Source organism: Paraburkholderia sp. SIMBA_027 (genome assembly GCF_046535315.1).
Taxonomy (GTDB): domain Bacteria; phylum Pseudomonadota; class Gammaproteobacteria; order Burkholderiales; family Burkholderiaceae; genus Paraburkholderia; species Paraburkholderia tropica.
On sequence record NZ_JAWRWY010000012.1, the window covers coordinates 135,275 to 155,221 of the forward strand.

The following is a 19,947-nucleotide window of genomic DNA, read 5'->3' on the forward strand; positions in this document are numbered from 1 at the left end:
CCTGGCGTCTAGCGTCTGCCGCCACCACGACCGCCGCCGCGCATGCCGCCGCCGCCGCTGCGCGTGCTGGCGCCGCCACCGCGATTGAAGCTGGACGACTGCATGCTCGACGTGCCGCGGCTGATGTCGCGTTGCGTGGCGCCGCCGCCACCGACGCCCTGAAATGCACCGTCGCGTCCGCCCGCGCCGCCGATGCCACCTGCATCGCCCGCGCCTCCCGGCCGCCCGGCGCCGCCGATGCCTGCTGCGCCGCCAGGACCACCCGGCCGGCCCGCGCCACCCGCACCGCCTGCGCCGTCGACGCCACCCGGTCGTCCTGCGCTGCCAGCGCCGCCGACGCCGCCCGGCCGCCCTGCGCCACCGGCACCGCCGACGCCACCCGGCCGTCCAGCGCCACCCGCGCCACCGGCGCCACCGGCGCCGCCGACGTCGCCACGGCCGCGATAGTCGCGCCGTCCGGCGCCGCCCGGCACGTCACGCGAAAACTTCTCGCGCGTGGCGTTGTCGCGGTACGACACGCCCTGACGATGGCCGGGATCGTGTTTCCACTTGCCGCCTTCGACATTGGTGCGATTGAAACTGCGATCCACGTTTCTGGCCTTGTCGACGTTGATGTTGACATCGCCGCCGCCCCAGTTGCAGTTGCCGAAGAGCGCGCCCGCCGCCGCGAGACCGACGCCCCATGCGAAGCCCGTCATCAGCGCGCCGCCGGGGTAGTACATGGGCGAGGGCGGCCAGTAATACGGCGGATACGCCGGATAGCTCCACGCGCCGTACACCACGGTCGGGTTATAGGCCGGCACGTAGATGACCTGGGGATTGGTGGGCTCGATACGCACGATCGTCGGGCCGCCTTGCTGAGGCGGCTGCTCGACGATCACCTGCTGCTGCTCGCTCGACTTGAGGTTGCCCGCATCCCTGGCGCGCGCGCGCAATCGCTGCACGGCGGCCAGCACGTCTTTTTCCTGGGCGAGAAAAGCGTCGCCGAGTTTTTGCGTCCAGTCGATTTTTTCGTTCATCGGCTCGAGGATCTGCGGAAACGCCACGAGCGATTTCACGCTCGTGTCCCACGGCTGATCCTGAACCGCCTTGACGGCTTCGTCGCCCTTGAGCTTCGGGTGCTCTTTCGACCAGCGCGCGGCATGCACGATTTCCAGCGGATAAGTCGACGCCATCAGCACCTGCGAGAGCACCGAGTCGGGATAAAGCGCGATTGGCGCCACCAGCGCCTCGATCTCTTCGGGTTTGTATGGCGCGGGCGGCGCGGGGTTTTGCGCGAGCGCCGCGTATGGCGCCGCGCTCACGAACGCGAGCATCAGCAAGCGGATCACGCCGTAGATTCGTTCAGTCCACGAAGTCATCGCCGCTCCTCCCGATGCCCAGCCGAACCTGCCAATGCGAAGAACGCCACGCGACGCGGCCAGGAAGGGCTATTCGCCTAGTTTTGTCGTCGCGCGTGGCGGGGGCAATCGGACCAGAGTCCTATTGACTATTTGTGCGAGCACGCAAATGAATGTTGGTGTGCCGGCAGAGAAAAAGCGGAATGACGTTTCAGAATTCGGGTATTCGCCGGCCAATGGAGAGGTGTTTCTGAATGAGCGGTATTGAAGTTGTTTGCGTATAAACCCGGATTGCGCGGCGACAACGGTGCGGCGACTTAATGAAGCTAATAAAACGCAATGTGGTGTATCGCAATGTTCAACAATCGAGGTGAGAATCATGATCATGACCTGTACAAGTCGAAGACTGCTGGCGACCGTCGTCATTGCGTCGATCGGCATCGCACCAGTCTATGGGCAGACCGGATCGCCGGGAATGAAACAAATGCAGGACGCACAACGAAAAGCGGGGGAAAAAGCCAGAACCAGCAAGCATTCGCAGGACGCGAATTCAGGTCAGCAGAAAGATACGGGCGGCAGCGTTCCAGCGTCGTCGCCGGGACAATCTCATTAGCGCGCATTGAAATAGATGGCGGAACATGGTTTGCAAATATTTTATCGATTGCTCCATTTCCGTCATTTGTTCGTCATGTAAGCGCATCAGGTATTAATCGCCCGTCCGTAAAGTGATGCAATTAACACACAGAACTAAAAAAATTACCGAAATTTAAAATAAATCGGTGGGTGGCATGATTTCTTTCGTATAATTTACCCGTACTGTCTCGATATAGTCAGTGCAACTCCCATTCAGGTGGTGTCGTGACGAGCGACATTCGCATGTCAAGCCGTGCCGGTTTCAGTACGTCATTTGCCACGTGCGGGCGACCGATTCACCGCACATCAAGAAGAAGCCGTTGGTCACCGTTGTGAACTCGTGAATATCGCGGCCAGCATGCAGGTTCTGGAGAGATCTCGCGCATCGTTGCATCGGGTATTTGCGTCAGGCTGAATTGCTGTCAGGACAGCTGATGAATTATGGGCGGCGTCGCAAATCCCATCCAGATCGCGCGTTCGGAGGGCACCATGTACGGAGAGAACGTGGGGAACGGAAAGCGCACATTCAGGCTCACGGGCCGGGGGCAGGGTCGCGATGACTGGCTTTCGTGGCTTTCCGCTGTTACCGGGCGGCTGACACAGCGGGCATTGCCGGACCAGTCGGCGCCACCCATGTTGCGCGGCATGATCGACGTGATGCCGTCCGCCGCGCTGGCGGTCGACGAGCAGGGAACGATCGTCGCCGCCAACGCGCGAGCCGCGCTGCTGTTCGGTTATTCGGCGGCGGAACTGAGCGTGTTGCCGCTGGACATGCTGGTGCTGCCGTCGCAAGACACGGATATCGCCGAGCCTGTCGGCACGTCGTGGGTGATGCGCGGCGCGCCCGGCAGTACGACGCGCCCGGCGGTCGTGCGCAAAAGAGATGGCAGTCAGCGCGCCGCGCAGGTCACCAGTTCCGTTTCGTTTGCAATCGAGCGCAGGCCGTACGCAGTGCTGGTGATCGACGCGCTGTGCGGCGAGGGCGATGAAGGCGACGCGGGCGACGTCGCAAGCGCTCAGGAGCCCGGCGTGCGTCGCGCCGGTCAGGCGCTCATGCATCACGATCAGGCGTCCGACGTCGGCGACATGGCGGCGGCGCTCGCGCACGAAGTCGATCAACCGCTCACCGCCATTCTGAGCAACGCGCAGGCGGCCAGGCGCTTTCTGGCGAGCACGCCGCCCAACATCGGAGAGATGCTCGAGTTGCTCGACGAGATTGTTTCCGATAGCACACGAGCGCACGCGATCATCCGCAAGATGCGGCAGTTCGGCAAGCGCGAGCAGAGCGAATTGAGCGCGATCGACATGGGTTGTCTCGTGCGCGATGTCATGCAACTGCTGCACCGCCGCGCGCGCGAACGCCACGTTGCGCTGAGTTCGCATATCGAGAATGGCTTGCCGATGCTGCGTGGCGACGCCGTGCAGCTTCAGCAGGTGCTCGTCAATCTGATTCTCAACGCGTTCGACGCCATGCAGGGCATGGCGCCCGCCGAGCGCGCGGTGTTCGTCAGTGTCGGCGCGGCGCCGGGCGGGCGTGGGGTTCGTATTGCGATACGCGACTGCGGCGACGGTGTCAGCGACGAGCAGATGGCCACGCTGTTCAAGCCCTTTTCGACCTCGAAACCGAACGGTCTGGGGCTGGGCCTGTCGATCAGCCGCATTATCGTCATGGGGCACGGCGGCCACATGTGGGCCGAGCGCAATCGTGAACGCGGCATGACCTTTCAATTCGAGCTACCTGCGGAGGGCGCGACCACGAATAGCGGCGCGCACGAGCCTCTATGAACACACCCCAATCTCTCGTGTTCGTCGTCGACGACGACGAGCCGATCCGCAAGGCCTTCAGTCGTCTGCTCGGTTCGGCGGGCTACGTCGTGCAGACCTTCGGCTGCGCCGGCGATTTCCTTGCATGCGCCGATCTGACGAGCCAGCCCGCGTGCCTGTTGCTCGACCTCGGCTTGCCCGATCTGAGCGGCATCGCGCTGCAGCGCCGGCTGCCGTGCAGGGTGCCGACCATCTTCGTCTCGGGCCATGTCGGCGCGCGCGCCGCCATCGCCGCGATGAAGGCCGGCGCCACGGATTTTCTGCTGAAGCCCGTGGACGAGGCGCCGTTGCTCGAGGCGGTCGAGCGCGCGCTCGCGCTTGCGCGGCAATTGTTCGAACAGCGCGCGCAGAACGCGGAAATCCAGCGCCGTGTCGCGCAGTTGACGCCGCGCGAGCGCGAAGTCATGGCGCTGGTGGTCGCGGGGCGGCCGAACAAACTCGTCGCCGATGAACTGGGTGCGGCGGAGAAGACCATCAAGATCCATCGCGCGCGCGTCATGGAAAAGATGCGGGCCGGCTCGCTCGCGGATCTGGTCCGGCTTGCCGAGCGCGCCGACCTCGACAGTCCGGCGGCGCAGCGTGGCGACGCACTCGCGGGCTCTGCGGAAGGGCGTCGGTTCGCCTGAACGCACGATCGCGTACAGGTGGCGCACAAGCAGCGCACGGGCGCGCGATGCGGCCAGTCAACCACCGCGTTGCCCGCGAGCGGTGTCACGTCACGCGGCATTCGTGCATCGCGCATTCAATCTTCGCGCTTCGGCGGCATGACCTGCACGACGATGGTCCGGTTGTTCCAGAGGATGTTGTGAATGCGCGGCTGAAGCTTGCGCAGGGCTTCGGCGCTGAGTTTGTTGAAAGTCAGGATCACGGCGGGACGCTCGCCGGTGCCGGGCACGCGCTGGATCTCGTCGAACGGCGGACAGCCGTATCGGCCGAGAAACGCGTTGATCTCGTCCGACGAAATGTCCGCGTCGACATTTCCAATCCATAGTTCGCTCATCTTCGGTCTCCGGATTCGCCGCGCGCGGCGCGTCTAGAACGCGTCCGGCACGCGCTTGCAGGGGTGTTCGGGATCGACGTAGCCCGACGCCTTCTGCCTGCGCGGCAACACCACCTTCTCTCGCGGCACCTTGCGATAGGGAATCGTGGCGAGCAGATGCGTGATGATGTTGAGCCGCGCCCGCCGCTTGTCGTCGGAGCGAGCCACATACCAGGGCGAAAAGTCGAGATCGGTCTTCGCGAACATCTCGTCGCGCGCCCGCGAATAGTCGTACCAGCGGCTATACGAATCGAGGTCCATCTGCGACAGCTTCCAGGTCTTGCGCGCGTCGTGAATGCGGCCTTCGAGGCGGCGCGTCTGTTCGTCGGAACTGACTTCGAGCCAGTACTTGATGAGTATGATGCCCGACGCAATGATGGCTTTCTCGACCAGCGGCACCGCTGCGAGGAATTCTTCGGCCTGCTTTTGCGAGCAGAAGCCCATGACGCGCTCGACACCCGCGCGGTTGTACCAGCTTCGATCGAAGATCACGACCTCGCCCGCCGCGGGCAGGTGAGGGAGATAGCGTTGCACATACATCTGGCTCTTTTCGCGCTCGGTGGGCGCGGGCAGCGCCACGATGCGGAACACGCGCGGACTCACGCGCTCGGTGATCGCCTTGATGGTGCCGCCTTTGCCCGCGCCATCGCGACCTTCGAAAACGATGCAGACTTTCGCGCCGCTCGCCACGACCCATTGCTGCAAGTGCGCCAATTCGACATGGAGCGGGAACAGCTCCTTCAAATAGGCCTTGTTGCTCATCTTTTCCGTTGCGCTCGCGTCCGGCTTTGCCGCGGATGTTGCCTCGCGCTTCGCATCGGCCTGCCGTTGCGCTTTCGCTTCCGCCTTGGCAGTGCGCCGTTTTGCATGTCTCGACGATCCAGACATCGTGCGCTCCCAGAAAACCCTTCCTGTTCGACGGCGAGGCGTCGCGGCGACGGCTCGCGACGGTCATGGCTGAGAGCATGAACCGTGGTTCCGGGGCGGCACCATAGGACCTTGGTCCTATGGCCTGCCGCCGCGCGCTCGCGCGATGCCGTGCTGCCCGTTGCACGCTTGCGCGGGCTAGGACCAAAGTCCGATTGTTCGCGCCAGGGCGCGTCGCCATACTGAATCTGGTCGAATCGGCGACGCGTTCACGGCTTCGTTGGGCAGTGCCATTTTCCGGCGGCCGCCCATTGCCTGATCCGTCGTGCAGGCCATCACGGCGCGTCCTTTCCGATTCCAGCTCGAAAGCGGAACTTACGAGATCAACCTGAGGCAATCATGGCGCACGCTTGCAGGCATCAGAAGCCGCCGCTGCCATGGCGAACGGCGCCAGGCGGGGATGTGGCGAAAGGCGTCGGGTCGATGGTTGTCGTCGGTGCCGCGCTCGCGTTCGTCGTAGCCGGCGCCGGTTGCAGCAAGAAGCCGGCGGTGGCGGCCGCCGCGCCCGTTGAAGTCACGGTGACAACGGTGGCGCCCCACGATACGCCGGTCGATTTCGAATTTACCGCGCAGACCCAGAGTTCGCGCGAAGTGCAGATACGCTCGCGCGTCGACGGCTTTCTCGACCGCCGCATGTACGTGGAAGGATCGCTGGTCAAGGTGGGGCAGACCCTGTTCCAGATGGATCCCAAGCCGTTCGAAGCCGCGTTGCGCACGGCGCAGGGGCAACTGGCACAGCAGCAGGCGCGACTGGAAGTGGCGAAGGCGAATCTGGCGCGCGTGAGACCGCTGGCGCAGGAAAATGCGTTGAGCAAGAAGGATCTCGACGACGCGATCGGCAACGAAAAGCAGTCGCGCGCCGCGGTGATTGCCGCGCAGGGCGAGGTCGATACCGCCGAACTGAATCTCAGCTACACGACGATCAAATCGCCGCTGAACGGGCTCTCGAGCTTCGCGCGGCAGCAAGACGGCAGCTATGTGACGTCCACGCAAAACGGCTTGCTGACTTACGTCTATCAACTGGACCCCATGTGGGTCAACTTCAGCATTTCGGAGAACCAGCAACTGCGCTACCGCGATCAGATCGCAGCGGGAACATTGCGCTTTCCGGCGAACCGTGCGTTTGCGGTGTCGCTGCAACTCGCGGACGGCTCGGTGTACAAGGGGCGCGGCGCGATCGATTTCGCCAATCCCGCGTTCAACACCGAAACGGGCTCCTTCCTCGTGCGTGCGGTCTTTGCCAATCCCGACGGCACGCTGCGCCCCGGCCAGTTCGTGCGCGCGCGGGTCTCGGGCGCGATTCGGCCCAACGCCATTCTCGTGCCGCAACGCGCGGTGCTTCAGGGCGCGAAGAGTCACTTCGTCTGGGTCGTGAATAAAGACGACAAGGCAAGCCAGCGCGTGGTCGAGGTCGGCGAATGGCACGGCAACGACTGGTTCGTGCTCGATGGCCTGAAAGACGGCGAGCGCGTCGTGGTCGACGGTGCAATCCGCGTGGTCGCGGACACGCCGCTGAAGATCGTGGCGAATCCCGCCGCGGCCACGGGGTCGGCGCCGGCTTCGGCTTCGGCGACCGCCTCGGCCAACTGAAAACTGAAGGGCGTTGAAGATGAGCATCTCGCACTTCTGCATCGACCGGCCGATTTTCGCGTCGGTCATTTCGATCGTCATCACGCTCGGCGGCACGCTGACCATGCTGGCGCTGCCGGTCGCGCAATACCCGGACATCACGCCGCCGCAGATCACGATCACCGCGTCGTATCCCGGCGCGAGCGCGGACGTGGTCGCCAACAACGTCGCCGCACCGATCGAGCAGCAGGTGAACGGCGCGGACAACATGATCTACATGAACTCGTCGAGTTCGTCGACGGGGAATCTGACTGTCAACGCGTTCTTCGAGATCGGCACCAATCCGCAGCTCGCGCAGGTCGACGTGCAGAACCGCGTCAATCTCGCCTTGCCGCAGTTGCCGCAATCGGTGCAGGCGCAGGGCGTGCAGGTGCAGAAGAAGTCGTCGGCGTTCATGATGGTGATTGCGATCTATTCGCCCGACGAGCGCTACGACAGCACCTATATCGCGAACTACGCGAACATCTATGTGCTGGACGCGCTCAAGCGCATTCCCGGCGCGAACCAGTCGAGTATCTTCGGCACACCGGATTACGCGATGCGGGTCTGGCTCAAGCCTGACCGCATGGCGCAGCTCGGCATCACGGTGGCGGACGTGCAGCGGGCGGTGCAGAACCAGAACCAGCAGTTTGCGGTGGGACGTATCGGGCAGTCGCCGACGGGCTCGAAAGTCGAGCAGTCGTTCGCGGTGACCACGCCGGGCAGGCTCGCCCAGCCAGGCGATTTCGACAACATCATCCTGCGCGCGAGCAGCGAAGGCGCGGCAATTGTGCGGCTGCAGGACGTGGGCCGCGCGGAACTCGGGCAGAAGGATTATTCGATCCGCAGCCGCTACCAGGGCAAGCCGGCCACCATTATCGCGGTCTACCAGCAGCCGGGCGCGAACGCGCTCGACGTGTCGAAGCAGGTGCGTGCCGCGCTCGCCGAACTCAAGCAGTCGTTCCCCGAAGGGCTCGACTACAAGATCGCGATGGACACGACCGAGTTCACGCGCGCTTCGATCTCGGACGTCGTGCACACGTTCTTCGAGGCGCTCGTGCTGGTCGTGATCGTCGTGTACGTGTTCCTGCAAAGTCTGCGCGCGACGCTGATTCCGATTCTGGCCGTGCCGGTGTCGATCGTCGGCACGGCGATGGGCATGGCGCTGCTCGGCTTCTCGATCAACATGCTGACGCTGTTCGGCATGGTGCTGGCGATCGGTATCGTGGTCGACGACGCGATTGTCGTGATCGAGAACGTCGAGCGCAACATGACGGTGCACAAGCTCGGGCCGAAGGAAGCCGCCAAGCGCGCGATGGACGAAGTGGCCGGGCCGGTGATCGCGATCGTGCTCGTGCTCTGCGCGGTGTTCGTGCCGGTGGCGTTCGTGAGCGGCATTACCGGGCAGTTGTACAAGCAGTTCGCCATCACGATTGCGATCTCGGTGGTGATTTCGGGCATCGTGGCGCTGACCTTGTCCCCGGCGCTCGCGGCGATTCTGCTGAGTAGCTCGCACCATGAAAAGAAGGGTTTTTTCCGCTGGTTCGAGAACGCGTTCGGGCGCATGACGCGGGGCTATGTCGGGTTCGTGCATATCGCGATCCGGCGCTGGGTGCTCGCGCTGCTGCTGTTCGCGGGGATGATCGCGCTCGCGGTCGTGATGATGAAGACCATTCCCTCCGCTTTCTTGCCGCCCGAGGATCAGGGCTATCTGCTCGGCGCGGTGACCATGCCCGACGCCGCGAGCCTCGACCGCACGGGCGCGGTTTCGGATCAGGTGGCCGGGTATTTCATGAAGCAGGACGCGGTGAGCGGCATTGCCACCGTCGATGGCTACAGCCTGCTCGACGTGCAGAACAAGAACAACGCGAGCACGTTCTTCGTCGGGCTCAAGGGTTTCGACGAGCGCTATTCGTCGGATCACGCGAGCACGCAGAATGCGCGCGCGGTGCTGGTCGACGCGTACAAGGCGCTGTCGTCGATCAAGGAGGGGATTGTCATTCCGGTCAATCCGCCTTCGATTCCGGGCCTGGGCACCACGGGCGGCACCGAGGTGTGGATCCAGAGCAAGGGCGACGCGACCATCACGCAACTCGCGGAAGTGGTGCGCGAGTTCGTCGCGAAGGCGCGGCAGCGGCCCGAGCTTGCGCGCGTGACGACCACCTTCAATCCGAATTCGCAGCAACTGCTCGTCGACGTGGACCGCGAGCGCGCCGAAACGCTCGGCGTGCCGGTGGAAGACGTCTATAGCGCGATGCAGACCATGTTCGGTTCGCTCTACGTTTCGCAGTTCAACCGATCGAGCCGTCTGTGGCAGGTGATCTTGCAGGCCGATCCGACGACGCGCCTGCGCCCCGACGATCTCGACCGCATTTACGTGCGCAGCAAGACCGACACGATGGTGCCGCTGCGCGCCGTGGCGAATTACCGCTACGTGACCGGGCCGGACCTGCTCACGCGCTTCAACAATTTTCCGGCGGTGCTCGTCACGGCCAACGCGGCGCCGGGCTACAGCTCCGGGCAGGTGATCGGCGCTCTGGAAGAAATCGCGGCGGCGATGCCCAACGGCTTCGGCGTGGCGTGGAGCGGCGAAGCCTACGAGGCGCGCAAGTCGGGCGGCACCTCGGGCTCGGTGTTCGTGTTCGGGCTCATCATGGTGTTCCTGATTCTCGCCGCGCAATACGAGAAGTGGTCGCTGCCGATCGGCGTGCTGATGGCCGTGCCGTTCGCGCTGTTCGGCGCCTTGCTCGCGATCCTGCTGCGCGGCCTTGAGAACGACATCTACTTTCAGATCGGGCTCACGATGCTGGTCGCGCTCGCGGCGAAGAACGCGATCCTGATCTTCGAGTTCGCGGTAATGAACCGCGAGGGCGGCGCCTCGGTGCTCGACGCGACGATCGTCGCCTCCGAGGAGCGCTTGAGGCCGATCGTCATGACCTCGCTCGCGTTCATTCTCGGCTGCGTGCCGCTCGCGATCGCCACGGGGGCGTCGGCCAACAGCCGCCATTCGATCGGGACCGGCGTGATCGGCGGCATGCTGGGCGCGACTGTGATCGCCGTGTTCTTTATCCCGATGTTCTATTACCTGCTCGAAACGATGTCGTCGCGCCAAAGCAAGGGCACGGCGGCGCCGGGCTCGGGCGATGCCTCGGGCGGCGCGGCGGGCAATGCCTCGGGTAATTCCTCGGGCAACCCGGCGGGCAATGCCTCGGGCGGCGCGGCGGGCGCGCCGGAAGGCACGCCGTCCGCGCCGCGTGGAGACGATTGACATGCGCGCGTCCGCTCATGGGCCCGTTCATGCGCCCAAACATGCGCCCAAACATGCGCCCATCGTCGCGCGCCGGCTCGTGCCGCTGCTGGCGCTCGCGCTGAACGCCTGCCTGCTCGGCCCGGACTACGTGCGGCCCAACGTCGAGGTACCCGCGACATACCGGTTTGCGAGCGGCGAAATGCTCGAAGTCGCCGATACGGTCTGGTGGGAGCAGTTTCAGGAACCCGTGCTCGATCAACTGATCGCCACGGCGCTCGAACGCAATCGCGACGTGAAGATCGCGGCGGCGCGCATCGACGAATTCGCCGCGCAGGTGCAGATCACGCGCTCGGCGTTCTTCCCGCAGGTGGGCGCGGGCTTCACGGCTTCGCGTCAGCGCGTCTCGCAGATTGGCGGCTTGCCGTTGCAGCCGGGCATCGATCCGGTCTACAACGCGTTTTCGCCGACGCTCAGCGCGACGCTGAATCTCGATGTCTTTGGGCGCACGCGCCGGCTGACCGAGGCTGCGCGCGCCGATCTCGCCGCGACCGAGGAAGGGCGGCGCGAGACCATTCTCACGCTGGTGGCGGCGGTGGCGGGGTCCTATATCAATCTGCGCAGCCTCGACCGGCAACTGGAGATCGCGCAGGCGACGGCCGCGAGCCGCGCCGATTCCGTGCGGGTATTCACGCTGCGTTTCTCGCACGGCGTCGTCTCGCAGATGGAACTGGCACAGAGCCAGTCGGAATACGAGGCCGCGCAGGCGACCATTCCGGTGATCGAGATGCAGATCGGCCAGCAGGAGGACGCGCTGTCGGTGCTGCTCGCGCAGAACCCCGGTCCGATTCCGCGCGGACGCGAACTGCGCGCCATCGCGCTGCCCGCCGTGCCCGCGGGCGTGCCGTCCGATCTGCTGTCGCGGCGGCCCGATCTGCTCGCGGCGGAGCAGAACCTCATCGCCGAAAATGCGCGCATCGGCGCGGCGCGTGCGCTGTATTTTCCGGACCTTTCGGTGTCGGGGATGATCGGCTCGGCGAGCGCCGTGTTTTCGAGCCTGCTGACCGGGCCGGCCTATATCTGGTCGGTGGGCGGCGCGATCGCGCAGCCGCTGTTCACCGGCGGCAATATCACCGGGCAGGTGCATCTGGCCGAAGCGCGCGAGCAGGAGGCGCTGTACACGTATCTCGATACAGTGCAGAAGGCGTTGCAGCAGGTCGAGGACGCACTGATCGCCTTGCAGAAAAGTCAGGGCGAACTGGTCGCACAGGGACGTCAGGTCGATGCGCTGGCGGTCTACGCGCGGCTCGCGCGCAAGCGTTATGACGCGGGTTACACCAGTTATATCGAGGTGCTCGATGCGGAGCGCAGTCTCTTCAACGCGCAACTGACGCACACGCAAACCGAGTCGGCGGTGCTGACGTATTACGTCAGTCTCTACAAGGCGATGGGCGGCGGCTGGGTGACGCACGCCGAGCGCATGACGATGCCCGCGCCCGCAAGTGGCGCGTCGGCGACCGAAGCCGCGCAGACGCAGGCGGGCGCCCCGGCGCTTGCCGGTGCCGCGAGCCGCTAATTGCGGATTGCCGATTGCTGATCGCTATTCACACACGCGTGCGTGCCGGTTGCGCTCATATCGGCGCTTATCCGCTCGATGCTGCCCATGCCGCTCGCTCGCGCGATGGGCGGCTTCCTGCACGGCACGCACGGAGGCCGTCAGGAACAGGCCCGTCAGCACCGGATCGGGGCAGGCCGGGCACGACGTCGCCGATGCAGCGAGGCAGCCGGAGGTCGAGGTGGGCACGACGCCGTCATCGCGGTGAACGCATGGAAGTTGAGGGTTTCCACGCCGGGCAACATCGCCAGCGTGAATGGGTGCGCATGACGCGTCACCCGCCGTGGTCAGCGCAGCGTCACGGCTGCTGATCCGGCGCCTGTGGCGGGCGCGTTTGCGAGGCGCAGGGCGTCGGAGTCTGCGCGGGAGTCTGCACGGTTATCGGCGAGAGGTCCGGCGCTTGGTCCTCCCCGGCGTCCTGCGTCCGGAACTGCGGCTGATCCCTCACCCAGCGCCAGAAAAGCTGGTAGCCGACCGCGAGCATCACCGGCCCGATGAACAGCCCGATGACGCCGCCCGACACCATGCCGCCGAGCGCGCCGATCAGCACGACGGGCATCGGCACCGCAACGCCGCGCCCGAGCAACAGGGGCTTGAGCACGTTGTCGACGAGACCGGCGACGAACACGTAGCCGGAAAACACGATGGCCGCCGTGCTGACGCCTTCGGTGACGAAGACGAAGATGATCACGGGCACGGTAATCAGCGTGGCCGGCAACTGCATGATGCCGATCATCAGCACGGCGAGCGCGAGCAGCCCCGCGCCGGGAATGCCCTTGACGATGAAGCCGACGCCGATCAGCAGCATCTGGATGAACGCGATCCCGACGACGCCCTGCGCCACCGCGCGAATCGTGGCGGTGCAGAGATCGGTGATCTGCACGCCGTTGTCCGGGCCGGAGATGCGCGAGGCGATTTGCACGGCGCTCTCGTGGCCTTTTTCGCCATAGGCCATGAGGATGCCGGACACGATCAGCGCCGCGAAGAACACCAGCATGCCCATGCCCAGACCGGTCACGGTGCCGAGCAGCGCGCGGCCGGCGTCCCGGAACTGCGGTGCGTACTTCTGCGCGAGGCCCGCGATGTCCGTGGACGCCTGGAGCCAGATGTCGTAGACCCGCTTGCCGACGAACGGCCAGTTCAGCACCGACTCGTCCGGCGGCGGCACGTGGACGCGGCCGCTCTTGAACACGGCCATCGCGTTGTCGATCGATTCGGCGACGGCCACGCCCAGCAGATAGGTCGGCACGATCACGATGACAAACGCGCCGAAGACGATCAGCGTGGCGATCAGGCCGTCGCGGCCCGGCATCGAACGGCGCAGCCGGATCTGCAGCGGATAGAGCGTGATCGCAAGAATCAGCGCCCACACCATCAGATTGAGAAACGGGACGAAGATGCGGAAGCAAACGATGGCCAGCACAGCGATGAGCGAGGCGCGAATCAGCACGTCGAGCAGCGCTCTGGACAGAACCCGCTGGGTGGACGGTGTTAGAAGCATCGGTTCTTCTCCTGCCGGGTCGCCACGGAATCGGTGCCGACGCAAGACGGCCGCGCCCGTTTCCCCGGTGGCGCGTCCTCACTTTCGGATCGTGCCGCGCGCGGGACAGCGGGGCAATTGGACTTTGGTCCCATAGCATTCCCGGCAATTCTGTCGGAGCGAGGCGGCCGATCAGAAGCTCGTCGTAAAACCGAACGAGGCTGCCGGAAGCCTGGCGAAAGCCTGGCGGCCGGTGCGAGGCAATCGGACCAAGGTCCTATTTCGCCGGCGCCTGGTTGCGCGTAATCTGGATCGACGAACTCTGACTCAAGCTTCGGACAAAACCGCGATGCATGCCGTACTGAGTGGATTCGCCGCGCTGGTCGCCGACATCGCCGCGTTGACGGCGGCGCCGTTCGCGCCCAGGCGGTCGCCGCGCGAGGCGCTGCGCTTCAGAATGCACGGTCATATCGCCAGGATGCCCGGCCGGGCGCGCCGGCGACGCGTTCGAGGAGACCATTGATAACGATCGATACGATCGATCAGACGCGCCTCGCGCTTACAGACGGGTCAATTTCACGGCTGGCGCGGAGTCGTCTTTGGACTGCGTCATCCTCGGCTGCCCATCGATCGACGACTGCGAAGCCGTGGCCGCACTCGCGGCAGGTCGCATATCGGCGGCTGGCGCGGTTTCCTGCTGGGCAGGTCGGTTTATCGCGCCGCCGACGAGTACGCCCGTCGAGGCGAGAAAGACCGCAAGCAAAAGGGCGAATGCCATAAGACGTACCTCATCGAGTGGATGGCGGTGCTGGCGGCTCGCATCGACGGATGCCGTCACGCGTCAATCGATGCCCTGCTGGTGTATCCGAAACGATTTCATCGGCATGCTCGGCGTGCAGAGGGGAGCTTGACGCAACACGACGCTCGACATGCACGCCGCAAACGCGCAGGAGGGCAACGGGAGCGATCGTGATGCTCGCCGTCGTGCTCGCCGTCGTACTTTGACTCCCTTCAGCCTATACGCGCAGGCCGACCGCGTGTATCGGACTTTGGTCCGATAACCGGCGCGAGATCGCGCGTAAGTCGGCTTGACGCAGGCGACGCGGTCCCCGGCTTGGGTGCTGTGTATCGTGCGAAAAACCTGCAAAACGCCAGTCGTGTCGCGCGACGGCGACGACGCGAGATCGAAAAAAGCCAACCTCGAAAGCGCCTGCGCCGCTCGCGAAGGCGCGTAACGAAATGCCCGCCTTATCGGACGAAAGTCCCATAGCGCACGCCCTGTTTCGCGCATAGCCTGATGGTTCAACCCTCGTTCCCGCGCGGCAACGCCATGCCGGAGGTTGCTCGCTCCCCCCATGCAAGCGAGGCGATATGAAAAAGTACGAGAGTGCGGATAAGCTTCAGCGTCGCGAGACGATCCGCAAGATGGCATTTCTGCTGTCGGACAGCGGCGCGCTCGACGACTGGGAGGCGGTCAGACGCGCACTTGCCGCGCGCTTCGACGCGCTGGATGTCGATCGTGTGCTCGCCAGTCCCTTTCTCCGCCTGATTCTGGATCAGCGTTGTCGTGCGTGCAGCAATCGGGGCACAGATCACGAAAGTGCGTTCCCGGCGGATCAGGGCGACGAAGCCGCCCCTGGCGCCGCTCCAATGGATGACTTCGCGTCCGCCGGCATGAGCACGCCGGTGCGCCATCAGCCGCCGGATGATGCGTGTGCCGCGGCGCGCTGGACGGCTCAGCCGTGCCTCGCGGGCGACATAGCCGCGCTGCTGGCGGACGGCCGCAAGCTAACGGCCGCGCAACTGGCGCGGGAAATCGGCGCCGCCTTGCGCGACATTCAGAAAGCCCTTCAGTCGATGCTGGCCTGCGAAGAGGTACACGTTGCGCAACGCACGCCACGCGGCGCCGGCGGCCGCAGCGCGCGGATCTTTGCGATCGGCGGCGATACGGTCGCCGGCTCGACATCGAGCTGGGCCAAGGCTGACCCGGTCGTGCTTCGCGCCATGGATGCCCTGGTTCGTCACGGAGAGCCGTGAAGCCGGATGCGCACGATCATCTGCGTTTGAGCGCGAATCAATACCTGATATCGTGCGTTGTCGGGCGTCGTCGTGAAGAGGTGCCGCGCCCGTGTGCCGATTGTCGTGCCGCTGATCTGAAAGAAGAAAAATGAAAGCGTCATTCGCGCACGACCGGCCGGCATGCACCGATCGAGCCACTTGAGCCGCGCTGATCTGCGTGGAGATACGCTATGAAAAGTTTGCCGAGATGCTGTTCGACGCTTGCTGCGTCGGCCATATTGCTCGCGGGCTGCGCAGCCGGCGGCGTGCAGCAGGGCGGCCCGCATCTGACGCCCACGGAGTGTCGCGACCTGGCCGCGCTCGGAAGCAGTGCGCCGCCGACGAAGGCACAACGCCAAAGCGAGCTTTCGGCGTTGAGGAAGGCGGGCTACGACCCCTCACCCTGGAATGACGACCCTTATTATCCGGACGACTTGCAGGAGGCACAACGTCTCGTCGCCCATTGGCGCGAAACGGACTGCCAGAATTTGCCGGCACAGTGAGAACCGCACCAACGGCACGCGTTGCCGCCCGGGCGCAAGGATGCCACGCGAGGTGGCTCGGCGTGACGGGGGAGACCATGAAAACTCAGGATTTCGAGGACGTGATTCGCGAAATCGCCGCGTTGACGGCAACGTCGGAGGAAGTCGTTGCGCAGATGTACACCGAAGCGTTAGAGCGTTTTCGCAAGGATGCACGGGTTTTCGACTATATACCGCTGCTCGCTGAGAAGCGCGTGCGCGAAGCTTTGAGGATCGCATCGAAGATCGCGGATCAATAGAGACCTTCGGGGCGATCAGGCAAAAACCGGCGCGGCGATTTCGCTCAATAGAAAACGAGTCCGGATTTCCCGGTGCTCACGCGTGTGCCAGCCTTGCCCTCGGTAATCGCCACGATATCGGCCAGCGCGCCGATCACGGCGTCTTTGCCGGTGTTGCGCGCGAACTCCGCGGCCGCCATGATCTTCGGGCCCATCGAACCGGCCGCGAAGCCCAGTTTCTCCAGTTCGTCGGGATGCGCGCTCGCGATCGCCTTTTGTGACGGCGTGTTCCAGTCGACGTACGCGGCGTTCACATCGGTGGCGATGATCAGCATGTCCGCCTGCAACTCCTGCGCGAGCAGTGCGGAGCACAAATCCTTGTCGATCACGGCCTCCACGCCGCCCAGCTTGTGGCCTTCGCCGTAGAGCGTTGGAATGCCGCCGCCGCCCGCGCAAATCACGATCGTGCCGCGCTCCAGCAGCCATTTCACCGGACGGATTTCGAAGATGTGCTTCGGTCGCGGACTCGCCACGACGCGGCGGAACTTGTCGCCGTCGGGGGCGATGGCCCAGCCGCGCTCGACGGCGAGTTTCTCCGCTTCCTCCTTCGTGTAGACCGGGCCGATCGGCTTGCTCGGATGCTGAAACGCCGGGTCGTTCGCGTCCACTTCGACCTGGGTGAGCAGGGTCGCAAACGGCACCTCGTACGGCAGCAGGTTGCCGAGTTCCTGCTCGATCATGTAGCCGATCATGCCCTCGGTCTGCGCGCCGAGCACGTCGAGCGGGTAGCCGGGCACGTCCTTGCAGGCCTCGCCTTGCAGCGCGAGCAGGCCGACCTGCGGCCCGTTGCCGTGGGCAATCACCAGTTCGTTGCCCGGCGCGATCTGCGCGATCTGGGTGGCCGCGAGGCGCACGTTCTCGCGCTGGTTCTCCGCTGTCATCGGCTCGCCGCGACGCAGCAGCGCGTTGCCGCCAAGTGCAATCACGATTCGCATGTCTGACTCCCAAAGTTACCTGTCTCGGTGAAACCGGGCGCGCGTGCGCCGTCGAGCGGTGAGGCTCAAATGTCGGCGAGCGTCGACACGAGAATCGCCTTGATCGTATGCATGCGGTTTTCCGCTTGCTCGAACGCCAGATTCAGCGGCGATTCGAACACTTCCTCGGTGACCTCCACGCCCCCGCTGAGCGCGGGATACTTGTCGGCGATCTGTTTGCCGATCACCGTTTCGCTGTTGTGGAAGGCAGGCAGGCAGTGCATGAAGCGCGTGTGCGGCGTGCCGCTCGCCTTCATGAGCGCCATGTTCACCTGATACGGCAGCAGCGCCTTGATGCGTTCTCCCCACGCTTCCATGGGCTCGCCCATCGAGACCCACACGTCGGTGTGCACGAAATCCACCGCTTTGACGGCGGTTTTCGGGTCCTCGGTCAGCAGGATGCGCGCGCCGCTTTCCTCGGCGAACTTCTTGCAGTCAGCCACGAGATCGTCATGCGGCCAGAGCGACTTCGGCGCCGCGATGCGAACGTCCATGCCGAGCTTCGCGCCGATGAGCAGCAGGGAGTTGCCCATGTTATTGCGGGCGTCGCCGAGATACGCGTAGCTGATCTGCGTGAGCGGCTTGTCCGAATGCTCGCGCATCGTGAGCACGTCGGCGAGCATTTGCGTGGGGTGGTATTCGTCGGTGAGGCCGTTGAACACCGGCACGCCCGCGAACTTCGCCAGTTCCTCGACGATCTCCTGGCTGAAACCGCGATACTCGATGGCGTCGTACATGCGGCCCAGCACGCGCGCGGTGTCTTTCATGCTTTCCTTGTGGCCGATCTGCGACGAAGTCGGATCGATATAAGTGACGTTTGCGCCCTGGTCGTAGGCCGCCACTTCGAACGCGCAGCGCGTACGCGTCGAAGTCTTTTCGAAGATCAGCGCGATGTTGACGCCCTTGAGGTGCTGTTGCTCGGTGCCCGTGTATTTGGCGCGTTTGAGGTCGCGCGAGAGGTCGAGCAGATAACGCAGCTCACGGGTGCTGTGGTGCATCAGACTAAGCAGACTGCGGTTGCGCAGGTTGAAAGCCATGTCATTTCTCCGTTTCGAATGCAGCGCAAATGCGGGTCATCAGGTCAAAGACAGTGGGTCGATATCGACCTGTGGGCCATCGGTTAATACTCCACGGCGTCGCGCATGATCGGGCAAGTCATGCAGTGGCCGCCGCCGCGCCCGCGGCCCAGTTCGCTCGCCGTGATCGTGATGACCTCCACGCCGGCTTTGCGCAGCAGCGTATTGGTATAGGTGTTGCGGTCGTAGCCGATTACCACGCCGGGTTCGACGCACACGACGTTGTTGCCGTCGTCCCATTGCTCGCGCTCGGCCGCGAACGCGTTGCCGCCGGTTTCGACGACGCGCAGCTTCTTCAAGCCCAGCGCTTCGGCCACGACGTCCACAAAGGGCTTTTCTTCGCGGCGCAGATCGAGTTTCGTGGGGCTCTTGTCGTCGGGGCGGATCGAGAACGGCACGATCTCGTTGACCACTTCCGGAAAGATCGTCACGAGATCGCGGTCGCAGAAACTGAACACGGTGTCGAGATGCATGGCCGCGCGCAACTTGGGCAGCCCTGCTACGACGAGGCGCTTCGCGCCGCCCTTGACAAACAGGTTCTGCGCGAGCGCGCCGATCGCCTGGCGACTCGAACGCTCGCCCATCCCGACCAGCACGACGCCATTGCCGACAGGCATCACATCGCCGCCTTCGAGCGTGGCCGCGCCGTGGTCTTCGTCGGGATCGCCGTACCAGACCTGAAAGTCCTTGTTGGCGAATTCCGGGTGATAGCGGTAGATGGCCGTGGTCAGCAGCGTTTCCTGACGGCGCGCCGCCCAGTACATCGGGTTGAGCGAGACGCCGTTATAGATCCAGCAGGTCGTGTCGCGTGTGAAGATCGTATTGGGCAGCGGCGCAAACACGAAACTCGAATAGCCGAGGTAGTTGCGGAACTCCTTGAGGATCTTGCTTTGATCGGTGTCCGGCAGATCTTCGGCCACCACGCCGCCAATCAGGAATTCCGCGATCCGGCGCGGCTCCAGACTTTCGATCCAGCTACGCACCTCGCCGGCGAGCGAGACGCCCACCATCTCGGGACGAATCTTGCGATCGAGAATGTACTTGAGCGCTTCCGGGTGCTGCACCGTTTCGGTTAGCAGGTTATGCATCTCGAGGACATCCACGCCGCGTTCGCGCATCTTCGTCACGAAGTCGAAGTGGTCGCGCTTTGCCTGACTGACCCAGATGACGTCGTCGAATAGCAGCTCATCGCAATTGCTGGGTGTGAGACGTTGATGCGCGAGGCCAGGGGAGCACACCATGACCTTGCGCAGCTTGCCCGCCTCGGAGTTGACGCCAAAGGCGACGTTATCCGTACTCATTTGAG

The 19,947-nt window shown here is 64.4% G+C and carries 19 protein-coding genes; 9 read left to right on the forward strand and 10 right to left on the reverse strand.

What is annotated here, in order from left to right:
- Positions 1-8: 8 nt before the first annotated feature.
- Positions 9-1,361, reverse strand: coding sequence for a DUF3300 domain-containing protein (locus SB764_RS23040; protein ID WP_410865032.1), 1,353 nt, complete (start codon positions 1,359-1,361; stop codon positions 9-11).
- A gap of 333 nt (positions 1,362-1,694) precedes the next feature.
- On the opposite strand from SB764_RS23040, the gene SB764_RS23045 reads away from it, so the two are divergent.
- The 3 genes from SB764_RS23045 to SB764_RS23055 all read left to right on the forward strand — a co-directional run bounded on the left by SB764_RS23045 (position 1,695) and on the right by SB764_RS23055 (position 4,423).
- Positions 1,695-2,069: a hypothetical protein gene (locus SB764_RS23045; RefSeq protein ID WP_410865033.1), complete on the forward strand. Its 375-nt coding sequence runs from the start codon at positions 1,695-1,697 to the stop codon at positions 2,067-2,069.
- A gap of 537 nt (positions 2,070-2,606) precedes the next feature.
- Complete coding sequence (locus tag SB764_RS23050; RefSeq protein ID WP_183039694.1) at positions 2,607-3,758, forward strand: ATP-binding protein; 1,152 nt, start codon at positions 2,607-2,609, stop codon at positions 3,756-3,758.
- The gene (locus SB764_RS23055) at positions 3,755-4,423 is read left to right on the forward strand and encodes a response regulator transcription factor (protein ID WP_410865035.1); all 669 of its coding nucleotides are present in this window, start codon (positions 3,755-3,757) and stop codon (positions 4,421-4,423) included. Before SB764_RS23050 ends, SB764_RS23055 begins: the two co-directional genes overlap by 4 nt.
- Before the next feature lie 116 nt (positions 4,424-4,539).
- On the opposite strand, the gene SB764_RS23060 is transcribed toward SB764_RS23055, so the two are convergent.
- Both SB764_RS23060 and ppk2 read right to left on the reverse strand, forming a co-directional pair.
- A complete protein-coding gene (locus SB764_RS23060) occupies positions 4,540-4,797 on the reverse strand; it encodes an RNA-binding protein (protein ID WP_065062408.1) in 258 nt (85 codons plus the stop codon).
- Positions 4,798-4,830: 33 nt separating this feature from the next.
- Positions 4,831-5,598 (reverse strand): polyphosphate kinase 2, encoded by a 768-nt coding sequence (ppk2, locus tag SB764_RS23065; RefSeq protein ID WP_234774639.1) that lies wholly within the window; start codon positions 5,596-5,598, stop codon positions 4,831-4,833.
- A gap of 588 nt (positions 5,599-6,186) precedes the next feature.
- On the opposite strand from ppk2, the gene SB764_RS23070 reads away from it, so the two are divergent.
- From SB764_RS23070 to SB764_RS23080, 3 genes are read left to right on the forward strand one after another with little or no spacing between them, the layout of a single operon-like run.
- Positions 6,187-7,353 (forward strand): efflux RND transporter periplasmic adaptor subunit, encoded by a 1,167-nt coding sequence (locus SB764_RS23070; protein ID WP_065062534.1) that lies wholly within the window; start codon positions 6,187-6,189, stop codon positions 7,351-7,353.
- Between the two features lie 19 nt (positions 7,354-7,372).
- Entirely contained in the window at positions 7,373-10,639 is a 3,267-nt protein-coding gene (locus SB764_RS23075) for an efflux RND transporter permease subunit (protein ID WP_410865037.1), read from the forward strand.
- 1 nt (position 10,640) lies between these two features.
- Positions 10,641-12,194 (forward strand): efflux transporter outer membrane subunit, encoded by a 1,554-nt coding sequence (locus SB764_RS23080; RefSeq protein ID WP_343665551.1) that lies wholly within the window; start codon positions 10,641-10,643, stop codon positions 12,192-12,194.
- Positions 12,195-12,218: 24 nt separating this feature from the next.
- Here SB764_RS23080 and SB764_RS23085 read toward each other — a convergent pair whose 3' ends face one another.
- From SB764_RS23085 to SB764_RS23095, 3 genes are all read right to left on the reverse strand, one after another.
- The gene (locus SB764_RS23085) at positions 12,219-12,422 is read right to left on the reverse strand and encodes a hypothetical protein (RefSeq protein WP_124263138.1); all 204 of its coding nucleotides are present in this window, start codon (positions 12,420-12,422) and stop codon (positions 12,219-12,221) included.
- Between the two features lie 109 nt (positions 12,423-12,531).
- Complete coding sequence (locus tag SB764_RS23090; RefSeq protein WP_080180514.1) at positions 12,532-13,734, reverse strand: AI-2E family transporter; 1,203 nt, start codon at positions 13,732-13,734, stop codon at positions 12,532-12,534.
- Positions 13,735-14,272: 538 nt separating this feature from the next.
- Positions 14,273-14,551: a hypothetical protein gene (locus SB764_RS23095; protein WP_124263137.1), complete on the reverse strand. Its 279-nt coding sequence runs from the start codon at positions 14,549-14,551 to the stop codon at positions 14,273-14,275.
- A gap of 533 nt (positions 14,552-15,084) precedes the next feature.
- Here SB764_RS23095 and SB764_RS23100 point away from each other — a divergent pair.
- Complete coding sequence (locus SB764_RS23100) at positions 15,085-15,750, forward strand: hypothetical protein (RefSeq protein ID WP_322007287.1); 666 nt, start codon at positions 15,085-15,087, stop codon at positions 15,748-15,750.
- Here the strand turns inward: SB764_RS23100 and SB764_RS23105 are convergent.
- Positions 15,735-15,914: a hypothetical protein gene (locus tag SB764_RS23105; protein ID WP_410865040.1), complete on the reverse strand. Its 180-nt coding sequence runs from the start codon at positions 15,912-15,914 to the stop codon at positions 15,735-15,737. The two genes, SB764_RS23100 and SB764_RS23105, sit on opposite strands and share 16 nt — an antisense overlap.
- A gap of 48 nt (positions 15,915-15,962) precedes the next feature.
- Between SB764_RS23105 and SB764_RS23110 the strand changes: the two genes are divergently transcribed.
- Both SB764_RS23110 and SB764_RS23115 read left to right on the forward strand, forming a co-directional pair.
- A complete protein-coding gene (locus SB764_RS23110; protein WP_065058390.1) occupies positions 15,963-16,274 on the forward strand; it encodes a DUF4148 domain-containing protein in 312 nt (103 codons plus the stop codon).
- A gap of 77 nt (positions 16,275-16,351) precedes the next feature.
- Positions 16,352-16,552, forward strand: coding sequence for a DUF3562 domain-containing protein (locus SB764_RS23115; RefSeq protein WP_065058391.1), 201 nt, complete (start codon positions 16,352-16,354; stop codon positions 16,550-16,552).
- A gap of 44 nt (positions 16,553-16,596) precedes the next feature.
- On the opposite strand, the gene arcC is transcribed toward SB764_RS23115, so the two are convergent.
- The 3 genes from arcC to arcA form a co-directional block, all read right to left on the reverse strand.
- Entirely contained in the window at positions 16,597-17,526 is a 930-nt protein-coding gene (arcC, locus tag SB764_RS23120; protein ID WP_110327432.1) for a carbamate kinase, read from the reverse strand.
- Between the two features lie 65 nt (positions 17,527-17,591).
- The gene (locus SB764_RS23125) at positions 17,592-18,602 is read right to left on the reverse strand and encodes an ornithine carbamoyltransferase (RefSeq protein WP_065058393.1); all 1,011 of its coding nucleotides are present in this window, start codon (positions 18,600-18,602) and stop codon (positions 17,592-17,594) included.
- A gap of 83 nt (positions 18,603-18,685) precedes the next feature.
- Entirely contained in the window at positions 18,686-19,942 is a 1,257-nt protein-coding gene (gene arcA, locus SB764_RS23130) for an arginine deiminase (protein WP_074983563.1), read from the reverse strand.
- Positions 19,943-19,947 lie beyond the last annotated feature (5 nt).